The 17,849-nt window shown below is 62.2% G+C and carries 12 protein-coding genes and 1 pseudogene; 1 reads left to right on the top strand and 12 read right to left on the bottom strand.

Annotation, left to right across the window (positions count from 1 at the left end):
• Positions 1–141: 141 nt before the first annotated feature.
• Positions 142–1,203: a DMT family transporter gene (locus PQQ53_RS08595; RefSeq protein WP_408323673.1), complete on the bottom strand. Its 1,062-nt coding sequence runs from the start codon at positions 1,201–1,203 to the stop codon at positions 142–144.
• A 286-nt stretch (positions 1,204–1,489) separates the two neighbouring features.
• Between PQQ53_RS08595 and PQQ53_RS08590 the strand changes: the two genes are divergently transcribed.
• Complete coding sequence (locus PQQ53_RS08590; protein ID WP_408323672.1) at positions 1,490–1,879, top strand: MFS transporter; 390 nt, start codon at positions 1,490–1,492, stop codon at positions 1,877–1,879.
• 65 nt (positions 1,880–1,944) lie between these two features.
• Here the strand turns inward: PQQ53_RS08590 and PQQ53_RS08585 are convergent, their stop codons facing one another.
• From PQQ53_RS08585 to PQQ53_RS08540, 11 genes and pseudogenes are all read right to left on the bottom strand, one after another.
• Positions 1,945–2,151: a hypothetical protein gene (locus tag PQQ53_RS08585; protein WP_408323671.1), complete on the bottom strand. Its 207-nt coding sequence runs from the start codon at positions 2,149–2,151 to the stop codon at positions 1,945–1,947.
• Positions 2,152–2,377: 226 nt separating this feature from the next.
• Entirely contained in the window at positions 2,378–3,256 is an 879-nt protein-coding gene (locus PQQ53_RS08580) for a peptidyl-prolyl cis-trans isomerase (RefSeq protein WP_408323669.1), read from the bottom strand.
• 25 nt (positions 3,257–3,281) lie between these two features.
• Positions 3,282–5,069: a ShlB/FhaC/HecB family hemolysin secretion/activation protein gene (locus tag PQQ53_RS08575; RefSeq protein ID WP_408323666.1), complete on the bottom strand. Its 1,788-nt coding sequence runs from the start codon at positions 5,067–5,069 to the stop codon at positions 3,282–3,284.
• A gap of 8 nt (positions 5,070–5,077) precedes the next feature.
• Positions 5,078–7,156: a two-partner secretion domain-containing protein gene (locus PQQ53_RS08570; RefSeq protein ID WP_408323664.1), complete on the bottom strand. Its 2,079-nt coding sequence runs from the start codon at positions 7,154–7,156 to the stop codon at positions 5,078–5,080.
• 406 nt (positions 7,157–7,562) lie between these two features.
• Positions 7,563–7,893 (bottom strand): annotated as a pseudogene (locus tag PQQ53_RS08565) (colicin immunity protein).
• Positions 7,894–7,899: 6 nt separating this feature from the next.
• Positions 7,900–7,989 (bottom strand): colicin E5-related ribonuclease, encoded by a 90-nt coding sequence (locus PQQ53_RS08560; protein ID WP_408323889.1) that lies wholly within the window; start codon positions 7,987–7,989, stop codon positions 7,900–7,902.
• Entirely contained in the window at positions 7,983–8,153 is a 171-nt protein-coding gene (locus PQQ53_RS08555; protein ID WP_408323887.1) for a colicin E5-related ribonuclease, read from the bottom strand. Before PQQ53_RS08555 ends, PQQ53_RS08560 begins: the two co-directional genes overlap by 7 nt.
• A gap of 39 nt (positions 8,154–8,192) precedes the next feature.
• On the bottom strand, positions 8,193–8,723 hold the full coding sequence (locus PQQ53_RS35090; RefSeq protein ID WP_494478687.1) for a DUF8453 domain-containing protein: 531 nt from the start codon (positions 8,721–8,723) through the stop codon (positions 8,193–8,195).
• A 120-nt stretch (positions 8,724–8,843) separates the two neighbouring features.
• On the bottom strand, positions 8,844–9,098 hold the full coding sequence (locus PQQ53_RS08550; RefSeq protein WP_408323662.1) for a hypothetical protein: 255 nt from the start codon (positions 9,096–9,098) through the stop codon (positions 8,844–8,846).
• An 8-nt stretch (positions 9,099–9,106) separates the two neighbouring features.
• Positions 9,107–17,293, bottom strand: a complete 8,187-nt coding sequence (locus PQQ53_RS08545) for a beta strand repeat-containing protein (RefSeq protein ID WP_408323660.1) — start codon at positions 17,291–17,293, stop codon at positions 9,107–9,109.
• Positions 17,284–17,556: a hypothetical protein gene (locus PQQ53_RS08540; RefSeq protein ID WP_408149361.1), complete on the bottom strand. Its 273-nt coding sequence runs from the start codon at positions 17,554–17,556 to the stop codon at positions 17,284–17,286. The genes PQQ53_RS08545 and PQQ53_RS08540 overlap by 10 nt, the downstream gene beginning before the upstream one ends.
• Positions 17,557–17,849 lie beyond the last annotated feature (293 nt).

The raw sequence follows: 17,849 nt of genomic DNA, 5'->3' as shown, positions 1-17,849 counted from the left end.
GTGTCCGGCTCGTTGCAGCCATGAAGCGCCCATGGCGAAAAAGGATCGAAAGTCTGCATCGGGTTGAACAGAAGACTGACACGCACATCCTCTGGCGCACCTGGACAAGTTGACTCGACTCGATCAGCGGCGGTCCAACTCTTAGTGGCTATGTCGGTGGTGTATGTCAGGAAAGTGCGCGTGCGAATGGGTAATCGCTGTATGTTGATGAGGGTGCGTGTGAGGCTCGACGCCGTCCCACTCGAAATCGTGCGTATGCTGGTGATGTTCGTCGTGCTTGTGGGGATGGTTGTGAGCAAGAGGCTCGTGCGTGTGCGTGTGCTGGTGCCGCTCGCGGATATGAAGCCAGATACCCACGGCCATGAGCGCGGCAGCAATCCAGAAGTTCAGCGACGGCAATTCAGGCCAGATGAACAGCGATAGCATCACGCCAAATATCGGAGCGACGGAGAAATACGCACCGGTGCGAGCAGTACCCAGATTCCGCAGAGCGACGACGAACAGAACGAGACTCACGCCGTAGCCCGCGAAGCCGGTCAGCATCGCCGTCAGCGTTGTGCCGAAGGCCGGCAAATGCGCGCCCAGCAGCAGAGCGATGACGAGGTTGACCGATCCTGCGACCAAACCTTTCAGACAGGCAATGACCATCGCATCATTCGTCGACACTTTCCGCGTCAGATTGTTATCGATGGCCCACGCAGCACAGGCCGCTACGACAAGGAGTGCGCCTGGTGCAACGCCTCCATTGCCGGCTTGCCACGACAGCAGCCCCCCTCCTGCAACGATCGCGACCATTCCGAGAAATATTTGAACATCGACGTTTTCGCGGAATACGACCCATGCGAGCACTGCGGTGAATACGCCTTCGAGGTTCAGCAACAGCGAACTCGTGGCAGCGGCGGTCGTGCCGAGGCCGACCATGAGAAGCGCGGGACCTGCGACGCCGCCCGCTACGATTGCGCCGAGAAGCCAGGGAATCTCTTCCCTCTTGATCCTGCTTTCATTTTTGCGCTCACCGGCAGACTGCAACAATCGTCGAACGATGATTGCGATGGCAAGCCCGACGCCACTTCCAAGGTAAAACAGGCCAGCGACCATGAAAGGGGAAACGCTGCCAAGGAGCGTTTTCGCGAGCGGCGTCGTGACACCGAAAAGCGCGGCAGCGAGAAGCGCCGTAAAGGCCGCGTGGTGACGAGCGTGCATGAGAAAGGAAAGTTGTGGGTTGGGTCGCAGTCTGTTTGCAACGGGCAGGCTGTTCGGCTGGCCCGGGAAACGGGAAATAGCGAACCATCTATCCTAGCAGCCTCCCGGGAAACGGAAGGCGAGCCACCCGTCCCGGCGCACTTCCCCTTGTTTCAGCAATGCCGAAGTGACCATCTCGACGTGACCATGGCAATCGAAAAGCGGCTGCGATAACCTCCAGCGTGCGCGCCGGATCGACCGTCGCTGCCGAACAGGTTTGGGAATATAACGAGGGAACCGTTTCACGATGTCTGACCAAACCGGTAGCCAATCTGCCACGGTCCCTGATCGAGCTGGCGGTAGATCCGCATTGCGCCAGGTTGCAGCGTCGAGGTTTTTTCTCGGCGCAACGATTGCCATGTTTCTGTCGGGCCTCGGCACATCAGCCGCCGCACCGCAGATCGTTCTGTTCCTCGTGAAGGAACTCGGCGCCTCGCTGCCGTTGGCGGGATTTTATTACCTGACCAGCCTTGCAGCTCCAGTCGCGGGTTATCTGATCGGCCGCTACTCCGATCGCACAGGCAATCGCCTCGGTCTTTTTCGCCTGTGTGCCGTGGCCGGCTTTCTGGGCTGGGCGGGGTTGGCCCTCTCCGCACTGCGACCGCCCTCACAAGGACCAGCGTTGGCGACGGCCTGACCCTGCGTGACGGTCTCGCTGTCCTTCACCCGCAGCCTGCCGTGGTGTCCTTAAGCTGTTGCCCGTCAGTTGTTGTGCCGAATGATCACGAGCGGTCCGTAGGCCGAGATCGCGATACCGGCATACACCACGTCGCCGGCAGCGGCTGCGCTGACGGCCTCACCTGCCGTAGTGCGGATCAGTACGCCGTGTGACTTGCCCGCTACAAACGGGCTGATGACACTTCCCTGCGCAGACCAGATGAAATCTGTCGGTTCTGGTTTTGCGGGCACACCCTGCCTCCTGTTACGTTCATCCCCTCACGATCGCATTTCAGGCGCTTGCCAGACTTCTTCGAACGCTCGAGGGTCACGCACAGCGGACACCGGCAACCTCCAAGCTCGATCAAGGGCTTCGTTGACCAGATATGTCCGAGCTGGCACTGCCACTCCAGCGGATGCTTCGCTGCCCTGTACACATCCGACAGACAGCGGCCGCCGCGGCTACCCATCCAATGCCTTATTGCTGGATCGACGCATTCTTCATCTGGTTTCCCGTGAACTGCGCGGCGGCCTTCTCCATCTCCAGCGTTTCCAGCTGTTTGCGCATTGCATCCTTCGCCGGGTCGAACGGCGGCACCTGCGTTGGACGCTTCGCATCGAGCTTCACGATCGTCCAGACATTCCCCACCTGAACTGGCTGCGGCGTCATGCCGCCGACCGGCAACTGCGAGATAGTCTTCGCCAGCACCGCCGGCAAACCTTGCGTCCGGCCCTCGGTCACCGGCACGGGGAAGCTGAGCCATGGCATCTCGCCACCGCTTGCCTTGCTAGGTGCGATGCTGTATTCCTTCGCCAATGCCTCGAACGCACCGCCCGCTTTCGCCTTGTCCAGCACCTGCTTCGCCGTCACCTCATCGCCCACGGTGATGATGCGCGGCTTGAACTCGTCCTTGCCGAGCGAAGAGACAATGTCGTCATAACGTGCCTTCACCTGCGCGTCGGTGACCGGCTCCGGATGAATGCTGTCCTTCAGGTACAACTGAATTTCGGTGCCGACCTTCGCAGCAGCAGGCGCCTGCTGTACTTCCGGCTTCTGATCGTAGTGGGCCTTCTCTGCGCTCTGCCGCAGTACCTCGCGTGCAACCAGGCCGCTTCTGAGCATCTGGCGCAACTGCGGTGTGTCTGGCTGGCCGGTCTTTGCCGTCACCATCCGCACGGCATCGTCGAGCTGCTTCTGCAGCACCGTCACGCCATTGACGACGGCCACCGCCCCGGTAGGCAGGCTCGACGCGGACACGTCGGCGGCGTGTGCGAACGACGACGTGAACGTGCTGAGCGCAACTGAGGCAAATGCGGTCACACACGCGGCGCGAATCATGCTGTTGAGTCGGAACATTGGGTACACCCTTTGATAAAAATTGCTAGAAAGTCCAGTTGATCGTGCCAAGCGCGAGCGTCGACTTTGGCCCGATGGCTGCGGGCCGGCAGAGCTGCCGCCCGACCAGCCCTTCGGCCGAGAACTGCTGACGGTGCCACTGCCATTGCGCACGCAGGCCCACGCCCATACCTGCCAGCGCGGCAAAGCCCGGCACCGCGATGAGATTGGCCTTGCCCGCGTCGAGGAAGACATAGGGTTCAATGCGCCCGTCATGCCATACCGGCACGTTCACCCACGCCAGTTCGTTGCGAGAATAGATGCCCCGATCGCCCGCGATGTCACCCGAGCGGAAACCTCGGATCGTGTCCATACCGCCAAGATAGAGCTGGTCGGTGCCGTAGAGCGCGACGTTCGTGTACTGGCCGCCGAGCGCACCGCGATAGGCCAGCGCGGCGCGGCCCAGCTTCGGCAGTGGGACGGTCCAGGTCGCCGTCGCGTCGAACTTGGTGAACTGGGCGTGCGCGTCAGTGCGCTGTGTATCCGCGCCGTCATGATTCGCGCCGAACCACGGCAGGCCCTGCGAGATACCCGTGTCGAGCGTAACGTTGCCCTGCGCATCGTTCAGTACGAAGCGGTGTAGCCAGTTTCCACCCACGCGCAAAACCGCTACACGCTGGGGATCGAGATCGTTGTTGTTGATGTCCCGGTCGGTGCGTCGCCACGAGAGCGTTGCGTCGAGCGCCGTGAGGTCGGATGCAGTACGTCCGAGCTGATAGTTCCAGCCAAAAATATGACTGAGCGTGCGGCCGTATTCGAGCGCCGTCGTGCCGGCAAGCTGCTGGTATTCGGAGTCCGACAGCGTGTAGCTGAACGTGTTGCGGCCCCACGGAATCGCAAACGAGCCGACGAGCGCATTGCTCTCGAGGCTGTCGATATAGTTCAGGCTCAGGGACTCTTGCAGACCAATCAGGTTGTCCACCTCGAAGCCCGCGCGGTAGCGCGTGACACCTGTCGATTCGGCGCCATAGTTGTCCACGCCCAGCGTGTAGTAGGTGCGGTCGCCGGGCGCATTGTTGATCGCGATCACCGAGTCGCCCACGGCCTGCCCCGGCAGCACCTGCACGCTCGCCTGGTTGCGCCGCAGGCGGTTGATCTGCGCGACGCCCTGGTCGATGTCGGAGAGCCGCAGCGGATCGCCTGGGCCCGTCGGGAATGCGTTCTCGTAGCCAGCATCGGTCAACCACCCGCCTCCAGCGGATTGCTCGTTCATGGCCAGTCGGCGAATGGGCTTGCCGTTGACCGTGAAGGCTTCAATCATCCCTGTCTGGATCACGACCGTCAGCGTCCCTGAACCGATGTTCTGCGGCCCGAGCACTGCGCGGGTCGTCACGTATCCGGCGGATACATATGCGTCGGTGAGACGTCGTAGCAGCAAGTTCAGGCGGTGCGAACCGATCTCGCGACCGGCAAACGCCGCCGTGATTGCGTCCAGCGTGGACTGCGATACGGTGGTTTGAACAAACGGTCTGCCTTCCGGTCCCGTCAGAACGATATGCCTGACCTGGAATGTCGGACCGGGTTCGGGAATCTGGTCGACCGGCGTGTCTAGCGGGATGTTCAGCGAGGTGTCGCTGCCGGACGGCGCGACACTGATCTGTGACGGCGGCTCGGCAAGCTGTCGCTGGCGCGCGGCCTCGCGCTGCTGGTCGATCAGTTGCTGCGCGGGGTCCTGCACCGGGCGCGGCGCGACCGGTGGTGGCGTCTGCGCACAGACGTTCGTTACAACGGCGATCGTCGCAGGTAGTGCGGCGAGCCGCCAGGCATTCTTCATCTGCATCTTCAGTACCACAGCCACGTCATCAGGCCCAGGTGCTGGCCAATCTGCACCGGCGTTCTCGACGGCGCACGCAGGGTCGTGATCTGACCGCTAACACTCTGGCCCTGGCCGCCCGAGATATAGCCACCGTTGATAATCGCGTCGCCCGTGAGGGTCACGAGCCCGTCCGCGGTGAAGCCTCCGCCGATATCCATCGCGATCAGCTGTGCCCAGGTCGAGCCGAAGAACGCCTTGAAGCCACGGTCCTGGTTGATCGACGAGTAGCCCGTCACGCCCGTGGCGTAGGTGAGTGGCGCGTCAACGGACAGGTCGCCATGTGCGTAGACGTTCCCCCCGATGTTGGCCGCGCTCGAGCCGGCATTGATCGCAACGTTGCCGCCTGCCTGGATCGTGCGGCCCCACGGCGTCACGGTGCTCGACGCACTGCCGTGGCAGAAAATGAAGCAGCTATGCGAGTAGCTGGCCTGACCCGAAAACACCGCCGCGTTAGTGAAGGTGTCCTGTGAGGTGATGTTCACATCGCCATCGTTGGACTGGACGACGCCTCCCGAATTGGTGACGTTGCGGCCGGTGATCGTCACGTTGCCGCCGCTCGAGGCGATCGTCGCGAGTTGATCCGCTTCGGTGACCGTGCCGTAGTCAACGTTAAAACCGCTCGACGTATGCTGGAAGAACAGGAAGCGGCCGCCCTCATCGGAGTACGCTACCGGCGTGCCGCCGTTGACGCCGCCGGTATGGTCGATCAGGTTGTTCACGTCACCCTGGGCCGCGAGCGTCACGTTGCCGTTGGCGAGAATGCGCGCGTTGTCGTTGGTGATATCGCCTTTCGCGCTAAGGAGCGCCTGGCCGTTGGCTGAAAATAGGATGCCGAGATTGGCGGCGTCCGAGCGGTTCGTGATGCTGCCGCCCGCGTTCAGGGACAGGTCTCCACCCGAAAGCGTGCCGTCCGGCTGTACGAGGCCCGCCTGGATCAGGCTGCCGGTGTTGCTGATATCACCCGCGGCAGTCAGCGTGACCGCGTTGCCCGCGGCGATCGTCGCTGGACTGGCGGCACCGTCCGACATCGCCATACTGCCGGCGTTGATGCTGACGTCGTCATTCGCAACGATATTCGCGCCCTGAACCGATACGGCGCCGGGCGTCGTCATCGTCACGTCATTGGCCGCCATCACCGAGCCGCCCGCGACCGTGATGTCGCCATCGGCCTGTATCACCGCATCGCCCGCTGTGGCGTTGAGCGTACCGGTGCTGCGCACGCCGGCCCCCTGATCCGTGACGATGAGCTGCACGCGGCCCGCGGTGAGACCGCCCACCTGCGTGATATCGACCGCATAGCCCGCTCCCTGCCCACCGGGCGAAGTCAGGCCAGCGAGCCAGTCGTGGCCATTGTCAGAGGGCGACAGGCCCGGGTCCCACGTTGTCGTGCTGCTGCCGGTGATCACGCGGATGCCGCCGGTCGAACTCGAAAAGTCGTTTGTGACCGGGCCGTTGACCGCGAGCTGCTTCGAGACGAGGTCAAGGTTGATAAGCGTGCCCGTGAGTCCGCCTGCGCCGATAGTGATTGCACCGCCGTTTGTGGTCAGCACGACGTTGCGCTGGATCTGTCCCGGCGCGAGTGTGATGTCACTGAAGCTGACCTGACCGGTGGACAGCACGACGTGGCCCGCGTTCACGAACGAACCGCCATCGACGGTGATGCCGTTGGGGTTCGCCAGGATCACGTTTGCACGAGGACCCAGCACATTGACTGCGCCTTGGATCAGAGAGGGATTCGTGCTCGTGACCTGGTTGACGATCGTGCGCGCATTGATGCCCGCGTTGTTCAGGTCTGCTCCCGCCGTCGATACGTTGAAGGAGCGGTACGTGTTGTTCGACACGCCACCCACTGCCGGGGCGACCGACACGGTCTGGTGACCATTTGCCACGGTTGACACACTTGTCGCAGTGCCGCCGTCCGTTACGATCGCCGCAGCCAAGGCGTCCGGCCCCGCTATCGCAAATGCGATCAAGAGGCTAAGCGGGCGAAAAGCGAGAGGCCCGCCCCTTATGAGCAAACAGCGTGCAACTTTTGTTATTTTCATCTCAAAAAAAGTAGTAGTGCAGATGATATGGATGTGGGCCTATCCGGCACGTTGCCCTCATAAATAGCGGCAACGCCAGCTTCTAATCATCTACTCTCCCAACCACAGACGTCGACTCCGGCGAGTCGTCACTTGTTAAGGACCATGGAATACCACGGTTGACCCATCAGTTCATCAGACTCCAAGTAGCGCGAGAAAGTATGTTGGTATGTTGATCGCGACTGGCTACCGACACATCGTGCGATTCGCTCGGTTTATTCCACTCAGACTCACAGTCCTCGCCGATGACGACGAGCGGATGACCATCCTTCTCGGAATCCACACGGTTGAACCGAGACCGACAAGCACGTTGTTTGTGGCAACAAATCACCGGCACCGACGTTGGCAAGGTTGCGATTCGTCCAAGTCACCGGGTCGTCATCTGCGGAGCCGTCACAACAAAGGCATCATGCATTTGGCTCTCTGAGCGAATGAACTCGGCGGCGGCCAAATTGTTTTGTTCCGCCGCCCCCACATCAACGGGTGGATCAACTCCATCCCAAATACAATCGAGCCTCGCCTCAAATCCGGGAGAATGCCAAATACCTCCCTCGATCCGGGCGACAACCAAAACCGTGTTGGACCGCCCACTCACAAACTGCAATTGCTGCATCGGCAGATAACTTCATCACAACACTTCCACCGAATGCGAAAAAGTCATCCGATGAATCGTAGCGTCGTTGAAGATCAATTTTCATCGCGACTCACATCCACTTAATTCGGCTGTCTGGAATCCATCCCGGATCGTTCTTGCCGCTCACCTGCACAACTTCGCCCGCCCGGTCGTTCACCACAACGTAACCGTTCGTGCCATACACGGATGCAGAGTCATTTCTCGACAACCCGTCTGGGGTTTTCCCGCAGATCGGCTATCCATCGTAGTTCCGACAGGTCCCTCATTGACGACCGCTTGTACCTCTTGTTCCGTCCACCCACGCCCCTCAAGTTGACCGCCAATCTTACCGTCGATAGTAACCTTGCCCGTGTTTGTGGCGACTTACTCGGGCATGTTGGGTGCATCCTCTACCGAAAATTGATCGCCGTAAATGGACTGATAGCCGATCTTCACTTTGATGCGAGACGCCTGTCCTAAGAACGAGTCGAATTGTCCAGTGCACGCCGGGTCACGGTTGTGAAACCGTACGAGTGCCTCCTCTCCGTCGCGTCCTGCCGGGAGAGAAGTCCTAGATGGCGTCCATGCTTCCCCAAAACAACCTGCTTGTACTCCGAGCGCACTAAGCGCTTTGGTCCAGCCGCCCCTTTCCGTTGATTTAATAGGTTGATCATCAATAAATATTTGAAAATTGGTAAAGTATGCCGGCCCAAGCCCGTTGTTGTTTATATACCATCCCCTACGGTCTCGTGCGTCGTCATCCTGGATGGTTAAGGTAATCCTCGGCTGAACCGCAACATGCGATTGCTTCTCCGATATATTTGTTTGGCGGTAGGCGAACACAAGTGATATCAGCGCTATTAGTATGCCGCAGAGACCTATACAAGTCTGCCAATTAAACGACCTTCTTTCCATTTGAGCTTTCGCCGGATGAGATCCCAAGGTTTGACCCCGAAGTTTGCGCGGCCGGACGAACGATGCTGTCAAGAGCATCAGCAATTGTGAGAAACGGCAAACTGGCAACAAGCAGACGTGTCATCGCACCAAGCCAAACAATTTCGCCGCGATCCGATGCGTATGCTGCTCGTTACCGTCAAGCCCAATGCGCTCCGTCTCAATCCAACGTAGATGACTGTAGATCTCCGCGCTCGACTGTCCCGCGCGCAGCATCCGGCATATACCCGAGACGTACATGTCGTATTCGTCATGCGCCTCGGGTATGTCCTTGACTCCGATAGGATCCCACTCCTGAATCAGTATCTTGTGCACCTTGACCTCAAGGGTGTTCATCGATTCACTCATTTGCCTGGCGCTCCCGGAATGACGGTGACCACAAGACCGGTGGTCGAGTTCGTAATAACGCGAACATTATTCACCGAATCGTAGTGACCCGTTGTCCCCGCCCCAGTGGGGTAGACAGTCCCGTTCTGAATAGTGTTTTGAACTACCGACGGTGGAATACCGCGCCCCTGCATCCGGTCGATCGCGTGCGCGGAGTAGTTAACGTCGTTAATGGTCGTCGGAGCATTTGTTCCCCGTGGCACCGTCATTGGGCTACCGCTCACGCCAACAGGGCTCGTGGCCTCGCGGTTTGTGGCCGGACTTGTCGCAGACCGTTGCCCTGTAGAGGCGACTTCGCTGTCGTTACCCGCGCCCCCACTCGACATGATTGGTGCACCCGGAACCACTACTGGCGGGATGGTCGCCATCGCGCCACCGGGCAACGGAACGGAAATACTTGGTGTCACCACAGCGCCGGCCGTCCCGCTCGGCGTATCGTTCCCATCGTTTGACTCGAGTTGCTTGTTCGGGTCAGAAGGAGGCTGTTGTTGACGATTGCCATTGGCGACAAGTGCAAACTGGTTGACCAGCCACGCCCCGCCCTGATCAGCCAGTCCAGCCGCCACTACAGCGAGGTTCCACGCCGCGCCCGCAACGCCACCGTTTTTGACAGCCGCAGCCGTGTGCCCTGGACTTCCTGCGTCATTGTTCAACGCCTCGTTCTGTGCAGCACTCGTCGCCCCCTGGACGTTCAGCCCGGTCAGTGCCGCTGAACCACCGCCCATCGCCGTTGCGAATGCCGCCAGTACAGCCAGCTGCCCCTGGTCGAGCGGAGCTCCGGACGGATCGATTCCGCTGATGAAGTCAGGAGAGAAGGCGGCGCTCGCAGCCGCACCGACTGCGCCGGCAGCGCATCCTGTGCCCACCGCCGCTGAAGCTGCACATCCGAGTGCCGCGTGCGCGGCGATGTACTCACCTTCATTGAGGTACCCCGCCTCGCCATCATTGCCAATGGCGAATGCCCCGGCTGCAGCCAGATTGGCTATCCCGTCGTTGCGCAGATCGGTCAGGAAGCTACTGCCCTCGATGAGGCTCTGTGTACCCGCCTGGATGCCCGTAATCGCCGCAAGCGCCAGTACTGTTTGCAGCGTGTTGCCCGTGGCCGCCGTTGCACCCGGCAGGATGACGTTGCCCACAGCCTGCACGCCCGCGAGCGCCGCCAGGCTGTTCGACGATGCTGTGGTCGTGAAGCCAAGCGCGCCATTCGCATAGGTGATGCCGTTGGTCAGCCCCGCCGTCACGAACGCCGTCGCCCCCGCCTCGAACATATGGCCCAGATTGAACCCGTCGCCGGACAGCGACTGGCCCATCGCGCTGTTCACCATTCCGCCCACGGCCGCCGCCAAAGCAGCATTACCGACACCCGCACCCAGTGCACCTGCTGTCGTACCCGCAGCCGCAAATGTCGCCCCCGAGCCAGCCGCCGCGCCCGCCATCGCACCGATCGCCGCTGAGGCCGCACCCGCCGACCCGATCGAGATGATCACCATGTCCACCATCATGAACACGGTGCCCCATGTGCTCATGCTCTGGTCAGCCACGACCGAGGTCTGCAGGTTGTCGCTCACTGAAGACTGAGTGAAGTTGCCGCCGAGCTGGTCCTTCAGGTTTGCCAGCAGCTGTGCGGTCGCCGCATCATTTGCACTTCCGTCCGCGTTGACCTGTTGCAACGCACCGCCGATCTGGTTGAGCGTATCGACGTTGAGCTGGTAGTTCGCAGCGCTCATCAGGCCGCCCTGCTGCACCACCGTACCAGTCGTCTCCGTCACGCCGGCGCCGCCGGCCAGTTTTGCGTAGATGTCGCCGACGTTGGTCGATCGTTGTTCGTTGGTCAGCGAGCCGGTATTGACGGTCAGGTTTTCCGCGTTGACCGATCCTGTATTGAGAATGCTGTTCGCGTAGTTCAGTGCGACGTTCGTGCCAGTAATGGTGCCGTCTGCATTCACGGTCGCGAAATTTTGCGGCAGCAGCACTTCAGGCATCAGCGCCTGCACGGTCGGGCATGCGCCGTTACCCGTTGCCGTACAGCCCGGCTCGGGCACCGTCTCCTCGACGTACCAGAGCATCGGCGCATTGATCTGCGCAAGCTGCGACTGGCTCAGCTGCGTGCCGAGCGCGATGTTGTTCTGCTCGGCATACTGCAGCGCCGCGCCATACAGCGCCGCCGTGTCCAGGTTGTTGACCGTCTGCTGGGTCTGGCTGTCGGTCTGCGCTGGCAGCGCATAGAAGCTCGACTGGCCCGTCGCCTGGAGCGCCGCCTGCTCGACCTGCTGCGCCTGCGTGTACGGGTCGTAGTAGAACTGCGTGGTATCCGGTTGCAGGCTCGCGGGCAACTGCGCGAGCAACGCTGCAGGCGACAGATCGCCCGTTACAGCCGACGCGGGGCTATTGAGCAGATACGTTACGTTCAGCGTCTGGCCACCCACCGTCGTCACGGTCGTGCCCGCCGGAGCGCTGGCACTGCCAACGGACGGCGCAACCGGCCTGCCCACGGTCGTCACGCCAATGGGCGAGTTCGACGGCAGACCTGCGGCACCCGTCACCGAGACCGGCTGACCCGCCAGATTGGTCACCAGCCCTGCCGCGTTGACGGCCGTCGTCGCGGTCGAAGGCACGGAGGGTGGTCCGAGCGTAATCACCTGGCCCGCGACGGCGGGCGGCGGCGTATAGGCGTTCGGGTTCGTCAGGCCATTGACGAGCGTCGAACCCGTGAGATTCACCGTCTGTCCAATCACGTTACCCGTGTTAGTCAGCGTCGGCGAGTTCACTGCCAGCGTGTTTCCCGCCTGGATCGTGCCTGCCACAAAGTCGGGGAGACCCACTGCGTCAAGCAACCCGGCCGGACCCTGAGCCTGCGCGCTCTGATAAGCGCTACCGTAAAGCGACGCGCACTGCGCGGCATTGCCCGCGCATCCCCATGCCGGGAAGTTCGCATCGTAGTACGACAGGTTGGCGTGCCAGTACGCGTTCAGGTACTGGTTATCGCTCGACGCGCTTGCCGTCGCATTGATCGTGACGTTGTTCAGGCCGGTCACGAGACTGCCCGTATTCGCGAACGTACCCGCTTTCAGGTTGACGTCATGATTCGCCGTGATCGTGGAAGGGCTCGCCGACTGCACATCGACATACGCCTCGCAGTTCGACGAGCAGCCGGTAAACGGTGTTGAACTGCCGTAGTTCTCATGCACCTGCACGGGCGCCGCGATGGTATTCACGAGGCTCGACGCATTGATATCCACGTCGTTGCCCGCCGCGATCGCGCCCGAGGTGTTCGTCACGCTCGCGGCCTGCGTCAGGTTCGTGGGCGTGACCGAACCATCGCTCGCGCTCGTACCCGCACCGCCGATCACGACGTTGCGTCCCGCCACCAGGTTGCCGTAGGTATTGCTGACCGCGTTTGCGGCGATGACGATATCGTTGCCCGCCGTGACGTTCGCATTGATCTGCTGGTAGCTGTACGTCTGCGAGTTGTTGCTGCTCGTGGCGCCTGCGGTGCAGCCGCTATAACCGGCCGCGCAGCCCGCCGTGGTCGTCATCGTCCCGCTATTGATGCCCTGGTTCGTGAAGCTGTTCGCGGTGATGTTCACGTCGTTCGCGGCAGCAATGGTGCCCGCGTTCGTGAGGTCGCCACCCGCGAGATTCACGTTATGACCGGCAACGATCTGACCGGTCGCGCCTTGCACCGCCATCGACGAAGAAGTGGAAACCGGCGTAACGGTGCCTGGCGAGTCCAGCCTGATGCCTGGTGGGGCAATGTAGGTGCCCACCGTATAAGGCCCGACCGCCATATCCCCGTAGTAGTTGTTCCAGATCGAAATCGTCGACGGCGCAGCCGCGAGAAACCCATTCAGTGAGGTGAGATCGACACCGTCCGTCACCGTCGAGGTATACGTCGAGCCGCTGTTGTTGAGCGACTGCACGTTGAGGTTGGCGTCGTTGCCGGCGCTGACCGTGCCGCCCTGATTATTCAGGCTGCCCGTGGTCAGGCTGAGATCACGGCCTGCTGCAATCACCGAACTGGCACCCGCTGCGCCGCCAGCCGTGGTCGTCGTTTCGGTCACCGTGGGCAACGCGATGGTCTTTCTGGCGATGGCCGGGCTTGCGTTATCCGACGTCTCGACAAACCACAGCTTCTGCGTGCCGCCCGATGCCGTGGGAACCGCAACCTCGACGAACGTCACCGTGCCCGATGTTGTCACCGGCGGACTGCCCGGCAGCAGGGTAAGGACGCCCTCCGTGACGCCTGCCGCCGTACCGTCAGGCGATAGCGCATCCGCGAGCGTCACTTTCTGCGACGTCGAGGTGATGTCGCAGCAGAAGCCATTCTCAGCGCCATAAATCGTCGCGGTGTCAAGCGTGTCGGTGCCGACCAGCAGCGCCATGAGCAGGGCCGGATTGTCGAGTACGGTCGTCGTGGTGGTGGTCGCGCCGGAACCCGACGCGCCCGAGTTGATCACGTTCGCCGCGCTCAGCGCGAGGTCATTGGTCGCCGTGATCGTGCCACCCGCATTCGTGAGATCGCCCGACAGGTTGATCGCCATGTTGCCGATGCCTGCCGAGCCGGTACCGGCCTTCGTGGTGCCGTTCGAATTGTCGTAGCTCGTGCCGGTGATCGTGAGGTTGTTCAGCGCCTCGACGGTGCCCGCATTCGTGCCCGAGCCGTTCAACGTGAAGGCATCTCCCGCCTGTACGGTCGCACCCACCTGATTGGCAAGACTTCCATTGACCGTGAGGTCCTGCGCGGCGATCGTGCCGCTGTTGGTGATGGCGCCGTTGAACGCTAACGAGCCTGCCGCCTGGCCGATTGTGCCGGTATTCCTGATCCCCTGGGATGCCGAAACAGTCACATTCGTGCCCGGCAGCGTCCAGGTTCCGCTGTTGGTGATGGCCGCCGCCAACAGGTTCAGCGCATGGCCGCCGTTGACCGTCCCGAATGCGGGCGACGACGGATCAATCGTCTGCTGCGGCAGATTCAGCGTCACGCTGTTCTGCCCAAGGATCTTCCCGTTCGCGTTGCGGAAGCTGCCGTCGGCGCCCGTCACGTTGACCGTCGCGTCACCCGTGGCCGCTGTCGGATCGTTCACGTCGCCCGCGAAGATCACACCATTGCCGTTGTCCAGCGCGCCTGTCGTCAGTGTGAACGCACGGGTTGCCATCAGCGCGCCGCTGTTGGTCGTGCTGTTCGCGACCGACACGTTCACCGACGGGCCATACATCGTGCCGCTGTTGACGAGGTTCGTTGCAGTAATGTTCGCCGCGCTCAGACCCGAGAGCGCGCCGGTATTCGCCACCGTCGTGCCCGAGACGGTCAGCGTACCTGCCGCCATCTGGGTGCCGCTCGTCGTCACCGTGCCGCCCTCGAGCGTTGCGTCGCCGAGGTACGCGCCGGTACCGGTCGTGGTGAGACTTTGCGAGCCGGTCGCGCTGTAGGTTCCGCCAACCACCGCATTGCCAGACGTCACCGTCGCGCCAGTGAGCGTCGCGGTACCGTTCACGCTGAGGGTACCTGACGAGGTGTCGAGGTTCTGCGTCGCAGTAGCCGTGAAATTGCCGCCCACGCCTACATCCTGCGTCGTGATGTTCGTGCCCGTGAGCGCCGCGTTACCCGACACGCTGGTCTGGCCGTTGAGCGCGAGATTCTGTCCCGCGTTCAGCGTCGCGTTACCTGCGGCCGACACCGGGCCGCTGGCCGTCAGGTTGCCACCCTGTGCGTTCAGATTCAGATCGCCCAACGCCGTGACACTGCCCGGCGCATTCACATCGGTACCGGCGATCACGCCCAGGTTGCCGCCCGTGAGTACATCTCCGCCGAGAGTCGCGCTGCCATTCGTAGCCGTCACGCTCGCATTGCCCACCGCGGTGACCGCAGCCGTCGTCACGTTCTGCGCCGCCGTGGCGCTGAGGTCGTTGCCGGTCTGGAACGCGCCGGTCAGTGTGATGCTGTTGCCCGCAGTCAGCGTGGTGGTGTTGGCGACATTGAGCGCTCCGCTCCCCGTGATGTTTCCGCCCGCCGTCACGCTCGCGTTGCCGCTGCCATCGGCTTCGAGGCCGCCATTCAGCGCCACGTTGCCGCCGGCGTCGACGGTCGTGTCGCTGCCGCTGTGGACCGCGCCCGCAACCGTCGCATCCTGCGCCGCGTTCACCGTGATTGCGCCGGGGCTCGATACGGTCCCACCTACCGTCACCGCGCCTGCGCCCGAGCGGATCGACGCGTTGCCCTGACTGTAGACGGTGCCACCCAGATTCACGCCCTGCTGGCCGCTCGCGTTGAGCGTGCCGAGGCTGACCACATCACCCGTCGTAGCAAGCGTGCCTGCCGCCGCCGACAACGCCATGTTGCCGAGCGATGCCACCGTACCATCAATCGAAGCATTACGGCCTGCGCTAACCGTGAGAGCCGTACCCGAGGTCGCCGCACCGGCCAGCGTGGCGTCCTGCCCCGCCGTCACGGTGACTGCGCCCGGCGCCGTCACCGTACCGACAAGCGTCGCGTCGGCGCCCGCGCGTACGCTCAGGTCTGTGCCCGCCTGCAGGCTGCCACCCGTCTGCACATTCTGGCCCGCTGTGAGCGACACCGCCTCGTTCGACGAGGCGACATTGCCCTGCCCAACAATGGAGCCGTTCGTTGCGGTAACCGACACCGGCCCCTGCGCCTGCACGGTGCCGCCGAGGGCCACGTCCTGGCCTGCCGTCGCCGTGAGCACCCCGTTGCTCTGCGCATTGCCCGAGACGGATACGAAACCGGTCCGGGCCGTGATCGTCGTGTCGCCGACCGCCGTCACCGCTCCGTTGACCGTCACGTTACGCGCGCCCGTGAGCGCCACCGTACTGCCGCCCTGCACCGTTCCGTTGATCGTCACGTCACGGCCGGCAGCCGCCGCAATCGTGCCCGGTGCGGAGAGCGCCGAATTGACGGTCAGGTCGCCGGTTCCCGTCTGCAGGTTGATCGCATTGGCCGAGAGCGAACCGAGAGTGATTGAGTTGCCCGCCACAAGGCTCGCCTGCCCGTTTGCGGCCACCGACGCCGCATTCAGGTTGTTACCCGCCGTGAGCGAAACATCCTGTCCGGCCGACACGCTGCCGGTCGCATTGATGTCGCCTGCGGCGTTGACGGTGTAGTTCTGGTTCGCCTGGCCGGTATCGGCGACCGAGACCTTACCGGCACTGGTAAGGGCGACGTTCTGATTCGCGTAGGTTCGTCCAACGGTGATATCGCCGTTCGAATTCACGGCCAGGTTGCCAGCAGTCGCCGCCAGCGGCCCCTGCATATTGACGCCCTGCCCCGCCGCGGTTGAGACGATATAGACCTGGCCGGCCGTGACGGAGCCATACTGGCTCGCATCGACCGCGAACGCACCCGGCGTACCAGCCGCCACGTTCGAGACACCGTAGGTCGTGCCCGAGGCACCTGTAGAGGTGGGCGTGACGCTCTGGTTGCCCGTGATGACGTTGACGGCCTGGTTCGCATAGAGAGGCGCGGCCAGATTCACTGAGTGGCCAATCAGGTCGATATTTCCGACCGTCCCCTCGATACCCGCGCCGGGGCCGTTCACGCCTGCGGGGCCGTTGATCGTGATGTTGCCCGACGAGACGGCGTACGAGACGGCACCAGCATTGGCAAAGGCCGTCGGCGTTCCGCCTGGTCCGGTGATGAACTGCGGCTCGCCAGTAGTTAGCACGAGGTTTGACGCGTTCGTCAACGAAAGACCATTAACGCTGATTCCATTTGGATTGCTGATGATGACGGCGGCCGGAGACCCGAACACCTCGAGCGGACCCGCGAGCGTCGAGGGTGCGGTCGAGGTGACCTGATTGAGAATCGTGGTGGCTGCCCGTCCGTTAAGGTTCGGGTTCGCGCCGAGCGTGCCACCGAGCAGCGGCGTGCCCGCGATGAGGCTGTTATTGAGCACGAGACCCGTGCTGTCAACATTGAATGAGCTGTACTGGTTCGCGCTGAGGCCGTTTGCATTCGCTGGCGCTATATTGACGACCGGAACTCCGGTCCTGGCCTGCGTGACCGTCGGCTGGAAGGTCACCGGTGCGCGTGGATCGACGATCGGTGCGGCGTGTGCGGTCTGGTCGACGAGCAGCACCGCAGGCGCGAAATACATCACCACCGTCATCACCACAGCGGTCACGCGCATCCATAGCGGACGGTCAGCTGCCGCCCGTTCCCCGAACAGGCGGATGAAGCGGCGGCGTGCAATTGCTGCTTGGTGCGTAGTGAGTTGTTGCGAAAAGCCTGTGGTTCTTGCCATCGTTTTTGTAGCTGCACCGGATCGTCCGGTCCGAAATCTATCACCGCTGGCAATCCCTTTCTTTCAATGATCGTCAAATATGCGTTTCGATTTTTTGAGATGGACTGCGAAATAATGTAATGTGAACCCGCACGTAGAAACAGATTCATCGCGAGTGGTACAAAGCGGCGCGACCGACTCGCGCGACACAGCCCCGATTGGAGAGCGCCCCTCAAAACTGAGGCTGCCGAATCCTGAGATGCGCTAGCGACCTTACGGCACCGGCTGGTCGTCATCCGTTCGGCGCGAACACGCGACGGTCTCTTGAAAGCCCTATCTCAGCCTTGCGAGCAGTCAAGGAGAAAGTGCAGTAGATCCGAGAATACCCATTAGCGTCCGCTCCTCCTCGAAATTGTTGATCTATACGCCGACAGCAGTTACCGGCGACAGCGAAGGTCCGAGG

This window comes from Paraburkholderia strydomiana (assembly GCF_046030495.1).
In the GTDB taxonomy this organism is placed as follows: Bacteria; Pseudomonadota; Gammaproteobacteria; order Burkholderiales; family Burkholderiaceae; genus Paraburkholderia; species Paraburkholderia strydomiana_A.
Note: the sequence above shows the minus strand (reverse complement) of the source record. Positions and strands in the feature narration are given on the sequence as shown.